This is a genomic window from Spirillospora sp. NBC_01491, assembly GCF_036227065.1.
Taxonomy (GTDB): Bacteria; Actinomycetota; Actinomycetes; order Streptosporangiales; family Streptosporangiaceae; genus Spirillospora; species Spirillospora xylanilytica.
This window is the reverse complement of the sequence record NZ_CP109432.1, coordinates 1,056,955-1,070,693: the sequence shown is the minus strand read 5'-3', so window position 1 is coordinate 1,070,693 and position 13,739 is coordinate 1,056,955. Positions and strand designations below refer to the sequence as shown.

The 13,739-nt window shown below is 76.2% G+C and carries 11 protein-coding genes; 2 read left to right on the top strand and 9 right to left on the bottom strand.

What is annotated here, in order from left to right; all coding sequences use genetic code 11:
• Positions 1–2 precede the first annotated feature (2 nt).
• The gene (locus tag OHA34_RS05185; RefSeq protein ID WP_285942942.1) at positions 3–971 is read right to left on the bottom strand and encodes a Gfo/Idh/MocA family protein; all 969 of its coding nucleotides are present in this window, start codon (positions 969–971) and stop codon (positions 3–5) included.
• 129 nt (positions 972–1,100) lie between these two features.
• Between OHA34_RS05185 and OHA34_RS05180 the strand changes: the two genes are divergently transcribed.
• On the top strand, positions 1,101–2,006 hold the full coding sequence (locus OHA34_RS05180) for a trypsin-like serine peptidase (RefSeq protein WP_285942943.1): 906 nt from the start codon (positions 1,101–1,103) through the stop codon (positions 2,004–2,006).
• 181 nt (positions 2,007–2,187) lie between these two features.
• On the opposite strand, the gene mgrA is transcribed toward OHA34_RS05180, so the two are convergent.
• Positions 2,188–3,213 carry an L-glyceraldehyde 3-phosphate reductase gene (gene mgrA, locus OHA34_RS05175; RefSeq protein ID WP_285942944.1) on the bottom strand — a complete coding sequence of 342 codons (1,026 nt, stop codon included), beginning with the start codon at positions 3,211–3,213 and terminating at the stop codon, positions 2,188–2,190.
• 170 nt (positions 3,214–3,383) lie between these two features.
• Here mgrA and OHA34_RS05170 point away from each other — a divergent pair, with 170 nt between their 5' ends.
• Positions 3,384–6,767 carry a hypothetical protein gene (locus tag OHA34_RS05170; RefSeq protein WP_329520855.1) on the top strand — a complete coding sequence of 1,128 codons (3,384 nt, stop codon included), beginning with the start codon at positions 3,384–3,386 and terminating at the stop codon, positions 6,765–6,767.
• On the opposite strand, the gene OHA34_RS05165 is transcribed toward OHA34_RS05170, so the two are convergent.
• The 7 genes from OHA34_RS05165 to OHA34_RS05135 all read right to left on the bottom strand — a co-directional run bounded on the left by OHA34_RS05165 (position 6,751) and on the right by OHA34_RS05135 (position 13,732).
• Complete coding sequence (locus OHA34_RS05165) at positions 6,751–7,176, bottom strand: hypothetical protein (RefSeq protein ID WP_285942946.1); 426 nt, start codon at positions 7,174–7,176, stop codon at positions 6,751–6,753. The two genes, OHA34_RS05170 and OHA34_RS05165, sit on opposite strands and share 17 nt — an antisense overlap.
• An 82-nt stretch (positions 7,177–7,258) precedes the next feature.
• Positions 7,259–8,857 carry an AMP-binding protein gene (locus OHA34_RS05160; RefSeq protein WP_329520854.1) on the bottom strand — a complete coding sequence of 533 codons (1,599 nt, stop codon included), beginning with the start codon at positions 8,855–8,857 and terminating at the stop codon, positions 7,259–7,261.
• A gap of 99 nt (positions 8,858–8,956) precedes the next feature.
• Positions 8,957–9,412 (bottom strand): group II truncated hemoglobin, encoded by a 456-nt coding sequence (locus tag OHA34_RS05155; protein WP_285942948.1) that lies wholly within the window; start codon positions 9,410–9,412, stop codon positions 8,957–8,959.
• A 205-nt stretch (positions 9,413–9,617) separates the two neighbouring features.
• Positions 9,618–10,535, bottom strand: coding sequence for an ABC transporter substrate-binding protein (locus tag OHA34_RS05150; RefSeq protein ID WP_329520853.1), 918 nt, complete (start codon positions 10,533–10,535; stop codon positions 9,618–9,620).
• Positions 10,535–11,713 carry an LLM class flavin-dependent oxidoreductase gene (locus tag OHA34_RS05145; protein ID WP_329520852.1) on the bottom strand — a complete coding sequence of 393 codons (1,179 nt, stop codon included), beginning with the start codon at positions 11,711–11,713 and terminating at the stop codon, positions 10,535–10,537. The genes OHA34_RS05150 and OHA34_RS05145 overlap by 1 nt, the downstream gene beginning before the upstream one ends.
• Positions 11,703–12,698, bottom strand: coding sequence for an LLM class flavin-dependent oxidoreductase (locus OHA34_RS05140; protein ID WP_329520851.1), 996 nt, complete (start codon positions 12,696–12,698; stop codon positions 11,703–11,705). The genes OHA34_RS05145 and OHA34_RS05140 overlap by 11 nt, the downstream gene beginning before the upstream one ends.
• Positions 12,695–13,732 (bottom strand): ABC transporter substrate-binding protein, encoded by a 1,038-nt coding sequence (locus OHA34_RS05135; protein WP_329520850.1) that lies wholly within the window; start codon positions 13,730–13,732, stop codon positions 12,695–12,697. Before OHA34_RS05135 ends, OHA34_RS05140 begins: the two co-directional genes overlap by 4 nt.
• Positions 13,733–13,739: the final 7 nt, after the last annotated feature.

Genomic DNA, 13,739 nt, shown 5'->3' with positions numbered 1-13,739 from the left:
CCTCAGCGGGTCTGGGCGGTGATCTCCTCGATGACGCGCAGGACGGCGACGGACTCCTCGAGCGGCATCAGCGGTGACTCGGCCAGCCCCGCGCGCAGGCACCGCGCGACCTCCTCGGCCTGGTGGGTGTAGCCGCGCCCCTCGAAGGCGGCGGTGACGGTCTCCGGGTCGCGGCCGTCGCGGATCAGCGTCATCGAGGTGGGCCGGTAGAACGGCGCCGCCACCTCGATCCGCCCCCGCGTCCCGACCACGGTGGCGGTGTGCGGCGAGGCGCCGGTGAAGCCGCAGTGCAGCACCGCGAGCGCTCCGGACCCGTACCCGAGCACGATGCCGGTGGCGGCGTCCACGCCGGTCGGCGCGGGCGTGGACACCGCGCGCACCGTGTCGGGGGCGCCGAGCAGCGGCCAGGTGAACGACAGCACGTAGCAGCCGAGGTCCAGCAGCGCGCCGCCGCCCAGATCACGCGACCACAGGCGGCTCTGCGGGTCGAACGGCGCGGCGGTGCAGAAGTCGGCGTAGACCGCGGTGACCTCGCCGACGGCCCCGTCGCGGACGAGCCCGGTCAGCTTCCGGACCAGGGGGTTGAAGCGGGTCCACATCGCCTCCATGGCGAAGAGGTCGCGCTCGCGGGCGAGGCCCGCAAGCCTCTCGGCGTCGGCGGCCGAGGTGGTGAACGGCTTCTCCACCAGCACCGCCCGCCCGGCCTCCAGGCAGAGCCTGGCGGGCGCGTAGTGCAGGGGGTGGGGCGTGGCGACATAGACGACGTCGACCCGCTCGTCGGCCGCGAGCCCGGCGTACGAGCCGTGCGCCGTGGGGACGCCGTGGCGGGAGGCGAACGCGGCGGCGGTGTCGGCCGAGCGGGACCCGACGGCCACGACCTCGTGGCCGGGCAGGCGGAGCAGGTCCTCGGTGAAGACCGCGGCGATCCCGCCCGCGCCGAGGATCCCCCAGCGAACCGGTGACTCGATCATGGAACCGATGGTACGCGGGCCGGCGTCCTTCCCCGGGGGGTGGCGATGATCTAGCATCCGCCGGGACACCGTCGTCCGGCCGGGGCCGCGCCGACCGCGCCACCCGGCCCGCTTGAGAGGAACCCTCCCATGCCCAGACGAAGACTCGTCGGAGCCGCGCTCGCGGTGCTCGCCGGCGGAACCCTGCTCACCGCGACGGGCGGGGCGGCGCAGGCCGGCACCGCCGCCGCCGATGCCGCCGCCGCGCCGGCGGCCACGGCCCGGACGGCCGGGAAGCCGAAGGAGGTCGACTTCACGAGCATCGTCGCGCTCAGCAACTGCTCGGGCTCCCTGGTCCGCGGCCCGCGCTCGCGCGACACCGACAAGGCCCTGGTGATGACCAACGGGCACTGCCTGGAGAGCGGGATGCCGAAGGCCGGCCAGGTCATCGTCGACCAGCCGTCGTCCCGGACGTTCAAGCTGCTCGGCCCGTCCGGCGAGAACGAGCTCGGCACGCTGAAGGCGACCAAGGTCGAGTACGCCACGATGACCGACACCGATGTGACGCTGTACCGGCTCGACAGCACCTACGCGCAGATCCAGAAGAAGTACGGGTCGCCGGCGCTGCGCCTGTCGGCGGCCAAGCCGCGGGTCGGCAGCGAGATCCGGATCGTGTCCGGCTACTGGAAGGCGATCTACGGCTGTAAGACGGCCGCGGAGGTCTACCGGATCCGCGAGGGCGAGTGGACCTGGAAGAACTCCATCCGGTACGCGCCCGAGTGCCAGACGATCCACGGCACGTCCGGCTCGCCGATCATCGACGTCCGGACCCGGCAGATGGTCGGGATCAACAACACCGGCAACGACGACGGCGAGCGCTGCACGCTCAACAACCCCTGCGAGGTCGACCGCGAGGGCAACGTGACCGTCCGTCAGGGGATCCACTACGGCCAGCAGACCTACCTGCTGGCGCGCTGCCTGGGCCGCGGCAACGAGGTGGTTCTCGACCGCCACTGCGCGCTGCCCAAGCCCGCGAAGGCCGCCGCCGGCCGCTGATCCGTCCCCCCTCCGCCGCGCCCCCGCCGGCGCGGACCCCCGCTGATATGGCCCCCGGGTGCGCCGGACGCGCGCCCGGGGGCCGTGCCGTCAGCGGGCGGCCCCGGTTGCGGCCTCGGGGCGCGCTCGCGCCGGGGCCGTCCGGGGCCGTGTGGGGCCGTCCGGGGCCGTGTGGGGCGGGTCAGCCGGCGCTGGAGGCGGCCCAGATGTTGACGCCCGCCTCGACGGCGTCGCGGTCGATGGCGGCCAGTTCGTCGGCGGTGAAGTCCATGCGGTCCAGGCTCGCCACGTTCTCCTCAAGCTGCGCGACGCTGCTCGCGCCGATCAGCGCCGAGGTCACCCGCCGGTCGCGCAGCGTCCAGGCGAGCGCGAGCTGGGCCAGCGACTGGCCGCGCGCGGCGGCGATCTCGTTGAGCGCCCGGACGTGCCGGAGGTTGGCGCCGGTGAGCAGGTCGGGGGAGAACGAGGTCCCCTTCCCGGCCCGCGACCCCTCGGGCACGCCGTTCAGGTACGTGCCGGTCAGCATCCCCTGGGCGAGCGGCGAGAACGCGATGCAGCCCGCGCCCTCGCGCTCGAGGGTGTCGAGGAGGCCGCCCTCGATCCAGCGGTTGAGCATCGAGTAGGACGGCTGGTGGATGAGCAGCGGCGTGCCCATCCCACGGAGGATCGCGGCGGCCTCGGCGGTGCGCTCGGGCGAGTAGGAGGACACTCCGGCGTAGAGGGCCTTGCCCGACCGCACCGCGCGGTCGAGCGCGCCCATGGTCTCCTCCAGCGGCGTCCCGGGGTCGAACCGGTGGCTGTAGAAGACGTCGACGTAGTCGAGGCCCGTGCGGCGCAGCGACTGGTCGAGGCTGGCGAGCAGGTACTTGCGCGACCCCCACTCGCCGTACGGGCCGGGCCACATGTCGTACCCGGCCTTGGTGGAGACGATCAGCTCGTCGCGGTAGGGCGCGAGGTCCTCGCGGAGCACCCGGCCGAAGTTGGCCTCCGCCGACCCGTACGGCGGCCCGTAGTTGTTGGCGAGGTCGAAGTGGGTGATCCCGAGGTCGAACGCGCGCCGCAGGATCGCGCGCTGCACGTCCAGGGGCCGGTCGTCGCCGAAGTTGTGCCACAGCCCGAGCGACACCGCCGGGAGCTTGAGCCCGCTGCGCCCGCACCGCCGGTACTGGACGCGCTCGTATCGGTCACCCGCCGCAACATAGGTCATGCGGCCGATTGTCCCAGCAGCGCGGTGGGCCCGGGGCCCGGTCGGGCCCGCCGCCGGTTCCTCGCCGGACGCTCCGGCCGGCCCCGGCCCGCGCCGGGGTTGCCGGACGGTGCGGCATCGGGCATCATCGGCGCCATGATCCTCAGGAAGGGCGGACTCCGCCCGGGCCGTTGAGCCCCATCGAGCCGGCCTCGGAGCCGGCCGGACCCGCCGTCGCGGCCGTCGAGCCGCTGTCGCGCCTGGAACCTCTCCCTTACCCGCGGCGCATGCGGATGCTCGCGCTGCACGCCCGGCGCACCGCCGGGACCGCCGAACTGCGCGTCCTGCTCACGGAACTGTCCTCCGGAGGCCGGGACGAACGGCGTGCCGCGCTGCACATGGCGATGGCGGCCCGCGACCTCGCCTACGTCGAACGCGTCCTGACCGGTCCCGATCTGGAGCTGCGCCGCGCGGCGCTGCGTGCCGTGCGGACCCTGCCGGTCTCCGACGAGGCGGCGGCGGGAGTCCTCGACGACGCCCCGTCCGGGCTCCGTGCGGCCCTCTACCGGACGCTGCGCCACGCCCGCCGCACGGCGCTCGCCGACCGGCTCCTGCCGCAGGTGCGGAGCCGGTGGGGCGACCGGGAGGCCGCCGCCCTGCTGCCCGCCTGCACACAGGGGACGACGGCGCGGCTGCTGCCCGAGCTGGTCCACGCGGTGACGTCGTGGCGCGCGCTCGGGAGCCGCCACCCTCGTGCGCTCCTCGACCAGGCCGCGCGCGAGACCGCGGACGACCGGTTCCCGTGGGAGTGGGTGCGGACCCGCCGGTGGGGCCTGGTGGCCGCCGCGCTCCGCGAGCCGGAGCTCGCCCTGTCGGTCCTGGAGGGCGGGGGGCTCGGCCGGTTCACCGAGGGGTTCCCCGCCAAGGTGATCACGGCCCTGTGCGAGTGCGACGCCGGCCGGACGGCCCGGCTGCTGCGGCGCGGGCGGCGCCGGCGGGGGCCGCTGCCCGCCCGCGTCCTCGGCCATCTGCGCTCCCTGCCGGACGAGGAGCTCCTGGAGTTCCTCCCGTCCGACCCGTACGCGTTGCGCGACCACCTGCGCCGGTTCCCGCCGGGGCGACGCGCCGAGGTGCTCGACCTCGTGCTCGAACGTGCGGGCGGCCCGGGGCCGGGACTGAGGGGGATCGCGCTGCTCGACCTCCTGCCGCCGGAGCGGGCGGCCGTGGAGGCGCGGCGGATGCTCGACTGGCACGGGTCGGTGTGGCACTCCGCGCGCAGGCGGCTGGACGATCCGGGCATCCCCCTCCGGCTCACCGCGTTCCTGCCGGACGGGGAGGCGACCGGGCCGCTCACCGAGGCGGCCCGCGGCGGGGACCCGAGGCTGCGCGGCCTCGCCCGCGGGCTCCTCCTGGACCGGGCCGCCCGCGCCCGGGACCGCGGGCGTGTGCGGGCGCTGGTCGCCGAGCTGTCCGCCCGCGTCCGCAACGAGCGGGACCCGCTGCGGGGCGAACTGGTCACCGGCCTGCTGAAACTGCCGGTGTCGCTGCTGGACGACGGGTACGTCCCCGCGCTCGACGAGCTGTGCGCCGCGATCGTGGATGCCCGCGACTCGTCGGAGGAGACCAGACGGGTGCTGCACGCGCTCGCGGGCCGCGTCCTGGCGCATCACTCGTCTGCGGGGCTCACCGGCTGGGCGCTGGACGTCTACGAGCGGTTGGTGGCCCGGTACGGGTGGGAGGGGATCTACCCCGCGCCGCATCACACCCGCCTGGACCTGGTCCTGCCCAAGGGCCTCGAACGGGACCTGCTCGCCCGGCTGCGGCCCCACCTCCGCGCGGCGCGGGAACGGGAGGACCCGGGGCTCGCCCTGGTCCTCGGATGGACGCTCGGCCGCCGGGCGCACCTGCTGGAGGAGCTCCAGGACGACCTGCGCGCGGCGATCCTGCGGTCTCCCGGAAAGCCGGCCCTTGATCCCGCGGAGCTGTGGCTCGCCCGTCCGGCGGGGCGGGAGGAGCGCGCCGTGTCCCTGCTCGCCGACGACCCGTCCGCGATCGCGCTGCCCGGGGTCTGGAGCGTCGTCTCCCGGCGCCGCACCGACCTCCTCCTCGCGGCGCTGGACGGCGACCGCGAAGGGGGCGCGTCCCGCGGCGACCGGGTCCCGGAGGTGACGGCGGGCTCGGCGGGACGCTGGACGGCCGCCCAGCGCGAACGCGTCCGCGAGCGGCTGACGGCCGCGGTCCGCGACGGCGCGCTGCCACCGGACGCCCGGCTCTCCGCCCTCGCCTCCCTTGGCCGCCTCCCCGGCGGGCTCGGCGACCTGGTGCCGTACGCGGAGCAGGACGAGACCGTCCTCGCCGAGGCCGCGCTCGACGCCATGGCCGCGTCGGACCGGCCCGCCGAGGCGCTGCGGATCCTGCTGCTCCACGCGCGCGGGCCGGCCTCGCGGGTCGCGGTGGCGGCGATGGCGCGCTGCTGCCGGTCCGTCCGGCCCTCGGTGCTCGGACCGCTCCTGGACGAGGTGCTGACCGGCCCGGCCGCCAAGGTCACCGCGCGCAAGCGGGCCGCCGCGCTCCTGGAGCGGCACCGTCCGCCCGGCGCGGCCGAGGCGCTCCTGCGCGCCTGGGACGACACGGCGCTGCACCGCGATGTGCGGATCGCGGTGGCGGTCGCGCTGCGCTGGATGCCCGAGACCCCCGGCGCCTTGGACCGGCTCTTCGCCGCCGCCGGGCCGTACGCGGGGGAGCCGATGCTGCGCACCCTCTTCCAGGCGCGGCCCGGCGAGTACGCGCCCCGGCACCGGCCGCGCTACGCGGAGCTGGTCCGCGGGCTGCTCGACGCCGCCGACGGCCCGGGGGTCCGGTTCCGGGGCGTGAAGGCGTTCGCCGCGTGGACCCGGTGGTACGAGGGCGGGTTCGACGAGATCCTCGAATCCGTCGCCGACCCCGGGAACGACGCCGGGACGGCCGGGCTGTCGACCCTGTGCATGCTCGTGCGGACCGGTGCGCTCCGCGATCCCGCCGTCGACGTCCTCGCCCGGCTCGCGGAGGCCGGGCAGGAGCCGGTCGCGCGGGCCCGAGCCGCCGGGCTCGCCGGAACGATCTCCCAGCTGCCCGGCGTGTACGACCCGGAGACCTGGCGGCTGGACCTCGCCCGCCGCGCCGTCCGCGTTCTCGCGCCGCACCCCCTGTACCGGGCGCAGGCTGCGGACATCGTGGTCACGATGCTCTTCGTCCCGAGGACCGGACCGTCCGACCCGGACGAGATCACCGCCGGATTCGGGGAGCTGGCGGCCCTGCTCGTCGACCGGCCGGTTCTGGCGGCGCGCCTCGCCGAGTCGCTGGGCCAGCGACTCGGCCGCTGGGACCCGCCGAGGTACCTCCCCGCCGCGCGGGCGCTGGCGGCCGGGGACGGCGTCGCCGCGCAGCTCCTGGCGGTGCGGCTCGTCCAGGCCGGCGGGCGGGCCACCGAGTGGACCGGCGGCTGGCGGGAGCTGCTCGACGGGCTGCGCCGCTCGGACCACGTCGAGATCCGCCAGGAGGCCTGGGACGTCGAGGACCTCACCGGCGGCGGGTGACCCGGCGCAGCGCGGCGAACTGCAAGGCGCCGAACCCGGCGACCACCACGGCCTGGAGGACCGCCCACACCCCGCCGGCCGTGCTCAGCGACAGCCATCCGGTCGCCACCGCCACGACGCTCAGCACCGGCCACAGCACGTTGGCCTCCACCACCGCGCCGACCGCGGTGCGCCGGGGCTCGGCGGGCACCGACACGGCCCAGACCGCCACCGCGTACACCACCAGGAAGGCGCCGATCGCGCGGCCGGTCACCGGGTCGAGGCCGAGCAGCTCCTCCAGCGGCCCGGCCAGCGCCAGGTAGGCCAGGCCGTTGGCGCCGGTCACCACGCTGTCGAGCCTCAGTGCCGCCCTGAGCAGGCGCCGGTCGTCGGCGCGGACGCCGTCGGCCATGGAACGGATCGTGGTCATCGGGGTTCCCCTCTCGTCGATGGCCACGACGCTACGGACCCCGGCACGCGAAGACGATTACCTCGCAGGTAGCCGCGGGACGTCAGCCGCGCGGGAGCTCGCGCTTGAGGACCTTCCCGGTCGGGTTGCGGGGGAGCTCGTCGAGGAAGACCACCTCGCGGGGGACCTTGGAGCGCGCCAGGTTGGCCGCGACGTGCGTCTTCACCCGGTCCTCGGTGAGGTCGCCGCCCGCGACCAGGAACGCGCGCAGCCGCTGGCCGAACTCCTCGTCGGGGACGCCGACCACCGCGGCCTCCCGGACGGAGGGGTGCGCGGCGAGCAGCTCCTCGACCTCGGCGGGATGCACGTTCTCGCCACCCGAGACGATCATGTCGTCGGCGCGGCCGTCGATCAGCAGCCGGCCGCCGCCGTCCAGGTGGCCGAGGTCACCGACCTCCATCAGGCCGCCGACCTCCGGCCGGCCGCCCCCGCCGGTGTAGCCGCCGAAGCGGGTGGCCGAGTCGACGAAGACCCGGCCGGTGACGCCGGTCGCGGCCGGGCGGCCCGCCTGGTCCAGGACCCGCACCGTGGTGCCGGCCGGCGGGCGCCCGACGCAGCCCGGCGCGGCGGCGAGGTCGGCCGGGGTGGCGATCGCGATGCAGGACGCCTCGGTGGAGCCGTAGAAGTTGTAGAGCCGCGGGCCGAGCGCCGTCGCCGCGCGGCGGCTGAGATCGGCCTCGAGCCGGGCGCCGCCGGTCAGCACCACGGTGAGCCGCGACAGCCGGGACAGGTCCAGGCCGGGCAGGGCGAGCAGGCGGCTCAGCATCACCGGGACGGCGATCAGCGCCGTGCAGCCGTGCCCGGTCAGGTCGTCCACCACCCGCGCGGCGTCGAAGCGGCGGCGCAGCACCAGGGTGGAGCCGAGGCCGAGCGCCAGCACGGCCGCGGTCAGCCCGAGGCCGTGGAACAGCGGCGGCCCGACGAACACCGACTCGCCGCCCCGCAGCGGGACCTTGGACAGGATGCCGCCGGGCAGCGCCATCGACCGCGACTGGGACCGCGGCGCCCCCTGGGGCCGGCCCGAGGTGCCGCTGGTGAGGATCACCATCGAGCCGTGCCGGGACGGCGCGGGCGGCGGGGCCGGGTCGCCCTCGGCGATGAGCGCGTCGAGGGAGCCCGCGCGGTCCGGGCCGTCTCCCGGCCCGTCCGTCCAGGCGAGGTGGCGCGGCACGTCCAGCCCCTCGGCGGCGGCCGTGTACTCCTCGTCGTGCACGAGCGCGGTCACGCCCTCGCGCCGGGCGGCGTCGCGGAGCTGCGGCCCCGCGAAGTCGGTGTTGAGGAACAGCACCGACGCCCCGGTCTTGGCCGCCGCCGACATCGCCTCCAGCAGCCCGCGGTGGTTGCGGCACAGGATGCCGACCGTGTCGCCGGGGCCGACGCCCCGTTCCCGCCAGGCGTTGGCGAGCGCGTTGCAGCGGCGGTCGAGCTCGCCGAACGTGAGCGTGCCGCGCTCGTCGACCAGCCCGGCGCGGTCCGGGAAGCGGTGCGCGGGGAGCGCCGTCGCCGCGCCGAGCGGCCCGTAGGCGCGCAGCGCCCGCACGGTCGCGGCCAGCGCCCGCGGCGGCATCGGGCCGATCATCCCCGCGCGGACGGCCGCCCGCAGCCCGTTGAGTTCGCCGGAGATCCGGGTGAGGGAGACCATGCCCGCGATCGTAGGAGAGCGGGATACAGATCCACAATGAGTGTTCCTCTGTCATCGGACCCGGCGGCGGCGATGCGGACGGCCGTCACCCGTGCCCGGTCAGGCTCCGGGTTCGGGGTCCGGCCAGTTCCAGATCGGGACGTGCCGCAGGGGATGCAGCTCGTCGTCGGTCTCGGCGTTGGAGTTCTGCATGGCGACCTGCGTGCCGAACTCGACGTGGGTGCGCAGCGCCTCGCGGAACGGCGCGTCCGACGGGAGGCCGGCCTCGTCCGCGGCGGCGAGGTAGTGCTCGACGAACCGGCGCCGCTGCGCCTCGGTGATCTTCAGGCCGCGGTGCATGTCGATCAGCGCGGGGAAGCCGCCGTGGTCGCGGGTGTAGTCGTCCGGGCCGCCGAACGTCTCGGCCTCGAACAGCGCGAAGTGCGCCACGTGCTCGGGCATTAGTTCCCCGAACGGGGGACGCAGCACCGGGTCGGACAGCAGCCTGCGGTAGAGGGCGTCCGCGAGGCGGCGCATCGCCTCCGCGCCCCCGGCGTGCTCGAAGAGCGTGGTCATGATTACACGATTACGTCACCGCTCGGGAGCGTCAAGGCGCTGGCCGCATGGGGTCAGCGCCCCGGCCCGGACGTCCGGGGCCGACCCCCGGGGCCGACCTCCGGGGCCGCCGTCAGGGGCCGCCGTCAGGGGCCGACGTCCGGGGCCGCCGTCCGGGGCCGGACGCGGCGTCTCGCCGTGACGCGGCGCCCGGCCCCGGACGCGCTCAGGCGGCCGGGCGCGGCCCGACCAGCTCGGCGACCCACGGCAGGACGGCGTCCGCGACGGTGATCCTCCGGTCGACGAGGCCGGCGGCGTGGAACAGGTCGGCGGCGCGCTGCTGCTCGGCCGCGAACGCGGCGCCGACCGGCTCGAGCCCGAACGGCCGCCTGCGGAGCGCGTCCTCCCAGGCGGCCAGGTCGCCCTCGTCGCCCGCGGCGAACAGCTTCGCGGCCTCGCCGGGGTTCTCGGCGATCCAGGCGTCCGACTCCTGGAGCGCCGCCACGATCGCGGCGAGCTCCTCGCGGTGCCCTTCGGCGAAGTCGCGCCGGGTGAACCACAGCGACCGGTGGCTGAACAGCCCGTCGGTCTCGACCAGGGTGCGGACCTCGGCCTGCTCCTCGACCCGGGCCAGCGACGGGTAGGAGGCGACCCAGGCGTCGACCTCCCCGTCCAGCAGGAGCGGGCCCGCGTCGGTGCCGGCGTCGACCGGCTCGATGTCGGACCAGGCCAGCCCCGCGTCGTCGAGCGCGAACAGCAGCAGCGTGGTCTGCCAGGAGCCGTGCCCGAGCGCGACCCGCCTGCCCTTGAGGTCGGCGGGCGCGGCGATGCCGGAGTCCGCGCGGACGACCAGCCGGCCGTTCTCGTGCCGGGGCCCGGACGTGGCCACGTAGACGATGTCGTGGCCCTTGGCCTGCGCGGTGACCGGCGGGGTCGAGCCGGTGCCGATGAAGTCGTAGCCGCCGCCGAAGAGGTGGTCGCCGTGCGCGGACGGCAGCCCCTTGGTCGGCGCGGGCCGGTCCCCGGCCGGCAGGGAGCGCAGGTCCACCCACTCCACGTCCGGCAGCGAGCGTTCCAGGACGCCGCGGTGGCGCAGTACCCACAGCGAGTTGTTGTGCGGGAAGTATCCGACTCGGACGGTCATCAGAGGGTTCCTCTCGTAGCGGTGAAGGGGGTTGAGGGGGCGTGGTCGCGCAGGTCGTGGCCGCGCAGCAGGGGGAGGACGTTCTCGCCCACCCGGTGGGCCTCCTCCAGGTGCGGGACGCCGGCGAGGATGAAGGCGTCCACGCCGAGGCCGATCAGCTCGTCCAGCCGCGCGGCGACCTGCGCGTAGCTGCCGACCAGGCCGAACGCGGGGCCGCCGCGCAGCAGGTGGAAGCCGCCCCACACGTTCGGCGCGGCCTCCAGCTCGCGCGGCCCGGTGACCGGCCAGTCCACGAACGACTGGCCGCGCAGCCAGCCGACCGAGTCGCCGCCCGCCTCGGGGCCGCGCAGCGCCGCCGGGTCGACGTGCCGCCAGCCGCGCTCGATCTCGTCCCACGCCTCCTCCTCGGTCTCGCGCGCGAGCACGTCGATCCGCACGGCGAACCGCGGGGACCGGCCGAGCTCCTCGCTGTGCTCGCGGACGGTGCCGAACTTGGCGGCGAGGGCGGGGAAGGGCTCCAGCCAGGACAGGTAGTGGTCGGCGTGCCGCCCGGCGGCACGGATCGCTGCGGGCGAGGACCCGGAGAAGTAGATCTCCGGGAACGGCTGCCGGGCGAGCGGCGCGGGCAGCCCGGCGCCCTCGACCCGGTAGAAGCGGCCCTCGTAGTCGAAGGGGCCGCCGTGCCACACGCCCTTGAGCACGTCCAGGAACTCGGAGGTCCGCGCGTACCGGTCGTCGTGGTCGACCTTGTCCCCCCACCACAGCTGCGCGGGCCCGCCGCCGCCGGAGATGACGTTGTAGACGACCCGGCCGCCGGTCGCGCGCTGGAGGCTCGCCGACATCCGCGCGGCCTGCACCGGGTGCAGGAACCCCGGCTGGAAGGCGATCATGAAGCGGTAGGTGCCGGTCTCGCGGGCCAGGCTCGCGGCGGCGGCCCACGGGTCGTCGGTGAAGGGGAACGAGGGCAGCAGCCCGCCGACGAACCCCGACAGCTCCGACCCCCGCGCGACGTCGGCCATGTGGTCCAGGTGGCTGTACCCGTCGGGGCGCCCCGCCCGGACGCCCGGGGCGATGCTGCCCGGGACGACGGGCGACCAGTCCCCGCGGGTGACCGTCCGGTCGCGCAGCGACCGCTGGTCGCCGTGCGTACCGATCCGCCAGTAGACGTCAACCGGCATGGGGGACCTCCTCGGTGAGCAGTGGCAGCAGGTGTTCGCCGAGCCGGTAGGTCTCCTCCAGGTGGGGGGCGGCCTCCAGGACGAACGTGGTGACGCCGTCGGCGAGGTGGCCGCGCAGCACCGCCGCGACCTCCTCGTACGATCCGGCGAGGGCGGGGACGGGCGTCCCGGCGGCGGCGCGGCGCGCCACCTCGGCGCGGACCTCGGCGCCGTCCTCCCGGGCGAGGACGGGCAGCACCAGCCCGGACGCCACCGCCCGGCCGTACCCGGCGGCGCGGGCGCCGAGGTCGGCGATGAGCGCGCCGAGACCACCACCCTCCGCGCCGGCCGCGCCGGTGGCGTCGGCGGCGTCGAACAGGTGGACGTCGGCGTGCCGCGCCGACAGGTCCAGCGCCTCGGCGGACGTCCCCGACAGGTGCACGCGGGGGAACGGGCGGTCCGACAGCGGCGCCTGGAACCCACCCGCCAGCACCTGGAAGTACCGGCCCTCGTAGGTGTAGGAGTCCTCGTGCCACACGCCCCGGGCGATGGTGAGGAACTCGTCGGCCCGCGCGTACCGCTCGGCGCCCTCCGCGAAGTCGCCCTGCGCCCGCGCGACGGCGGGGTCGAGGTCGATCGCGAGCCGCCAGTCGAGCCGCCCGCCGGTGAACCGCTGGAGCGAGGCCGCGACCTTGGCCGCGTACACCGGCGTCGCGACGCCGGGGTGGAACCCGGCCGTGCCGCGCAGCCAGCGGCTCTGCCGGAGCAGCCCGGCGGTGACGACCAGCGACTCCTCGCCCGCCGGGTCGAACGGGACCGACACCCCGTGGAACCCGGCGATCTCGGCGGCGCGGCCGATCTGCGCCAGATGGTCGAACGGTCCGTACGCCCCGTCCCGCAGGTCGGTGAGGAACGCCGGGCGCGGCGCGGGCCCCGGGCCCCAGTCGCCGCGCGCGCCATCGCCGCGCGTCGGGACCGCGACGACGAACTCGGGCGCGGCCGTCATACCGCCACCTCCGCGCCGGCCTCGGCCGCGATCTGCTCCTGCGCGAGCCGCAGCGGCTCGGGCGCGGTCCACGCGTCCAGGTCCACGTCGGCGTCCAGGAACCCGTGCACCAGCAGGAAGTCCTTCTGGACGGCGAGCAGCCCGAGCCGGTCGGCCGGCAGGCCAGGGTGCAGCGACCGGTGGAACCCGCGCCGGTAGGCGGTGGCGACGCCGTCCGCGCCCGAACCGGTCTCGCCCGCGAGGATCTCGCGGACCCGGCCGAGGTCGCCCGCCGCCCACGACGCCGCGCGGAGCGCCTGCGCGAGGAACGTCACCACGAGGTCGGGACGCTCGTCCAGCAGCCGCTCGTGGACGGTGATCGGACGCGGCGTGCCGTTGTTGACGCGGGTGCGGGGATCGGGGTGGGCGTCCAGGTCGACGGCCACCTCCAGGCCGAGGCCGCGGGCCTGCTCGGCGGCGCGGGCGCCCTTGGCGTACACCGCGTCCACCTCGCCGCGCGCGAGCTCTTCCAGGCCCGGCCAGGACGGGGCCCGGCCGCGCGCGCCGCGCCCGACCGACGGCGACGGGTCCACCGCCACCTCGGTGAAGGTGACGTCGTCGAGGGTGAGGCCGCCCTGCGCGAGGGCGCCCTTCGCCCCGTGCAGCGCCATCGCGCGCGGGAAGCTCTGCGCCCGCGTCGCCGCCCAGCCGGGCAGCGCCACGCGGGCGCCGCGCAGGTCCCCGGCGCCGGCCACGCCCGAGCCGGGGCGGACCAGGATCGACTGCCACTCCTCGATCCAGGTCAGCCCGATCAGCCGGGTCGGCGCGCCCGCCGACCGGGCGCTGAGCGCGGGCACGTTGCCGCCCTCGCGGAACAGCCCGAGCAGGTCGTGGTCGAAGTGGTGCCGGGCCAGCTCGGGCCCGGCGTCCTGGAGCACGCCCACCTCCAGGCCGGACGCGGCGAACGCGCCGTCCAGCCAGCCCAGGCGGTGCGCCAGGCCGCCGGCGGTGGGCACCGGGCAGCGGGTGAACCAGATCTTGTCCGGTGTCGTCATGGGTTTC

Excerpts from the sequence above, each read along its gene's own strand:
- OHA34_RS05155 (WP_285942948.1), bottom strand. The coding sequence starts at position 9,412 with ATGACCACGCTCTTCGAGCACGCCGGGGGCGCGGAGGCGATGCGCCGC.
- OHA34_RS05150 (WP_329520853.1), bottom strand. The coding sequence starts at position 10,535 with ATGACCGTCCGAGTCGGATACTTCCCGCACAACAACTCGCTGTGGGTA.
- OHA34_RS05160 (WP_329520854.1), bottom strand. The coding sequence starts at position 8,857 with ATGGTCTCCCTCACCCGGATCTCCGGCGAACTCAACGGGCTGCGGGCG.
- mgrA (WP_285942944.1), bottom strand. The coding sequence starts at position 3,213 with ATGACCTATGTTGCGGCGGGTGACCGATACGAGCGCGTCCAGTACCGG.
- OHA34_RS05135 (WP_329520850.1), bottom strand. The coding sequence starts at position 13,732 with ATGACGACACCGGACAAGATCTGGTTCACCCGCTGCCCGGTGCCCACC.
- OHA34_RS05185 (WP_285942942.1), bottom strand. The coding sequence starts at position 971 with ATGATCGAGTCACCGGTTCGCTGGGGGATCCTCGGCGCGGGCGGGATC.
- OHA34_RS05180 (WP_285942943.1), top strand. The coding sequence starts at position 1,101 with ATGCCCAGACGAAGACTCGTCGGAGCCGCGCTCGCGGTGCTCGCCGGC.
- OHA34_RS05165 (WP_285942946.1), bottom strand. The coding sequence starts at position 7,176 with ATGACCACGATCCGTTCCATGGCCGACGGCGTCCGCGCCGACGACCGG.
- OHA34_RS05145 (WP_329520852.1), bottom strand. The coding sequence starts at position 11,713 with ATGCCGGTTGACGTCTACTGGCGGATCGGTACGCACGGCGACCAGCGG.
- OHA34_RS05140 (WP_329520851.1), bottom strand. The coding sequence starts at position 12,698 with ATGACGGCCGCGCCCGAGTTCGTCGTCGCGGTCCCGACGCGCGGCGAT.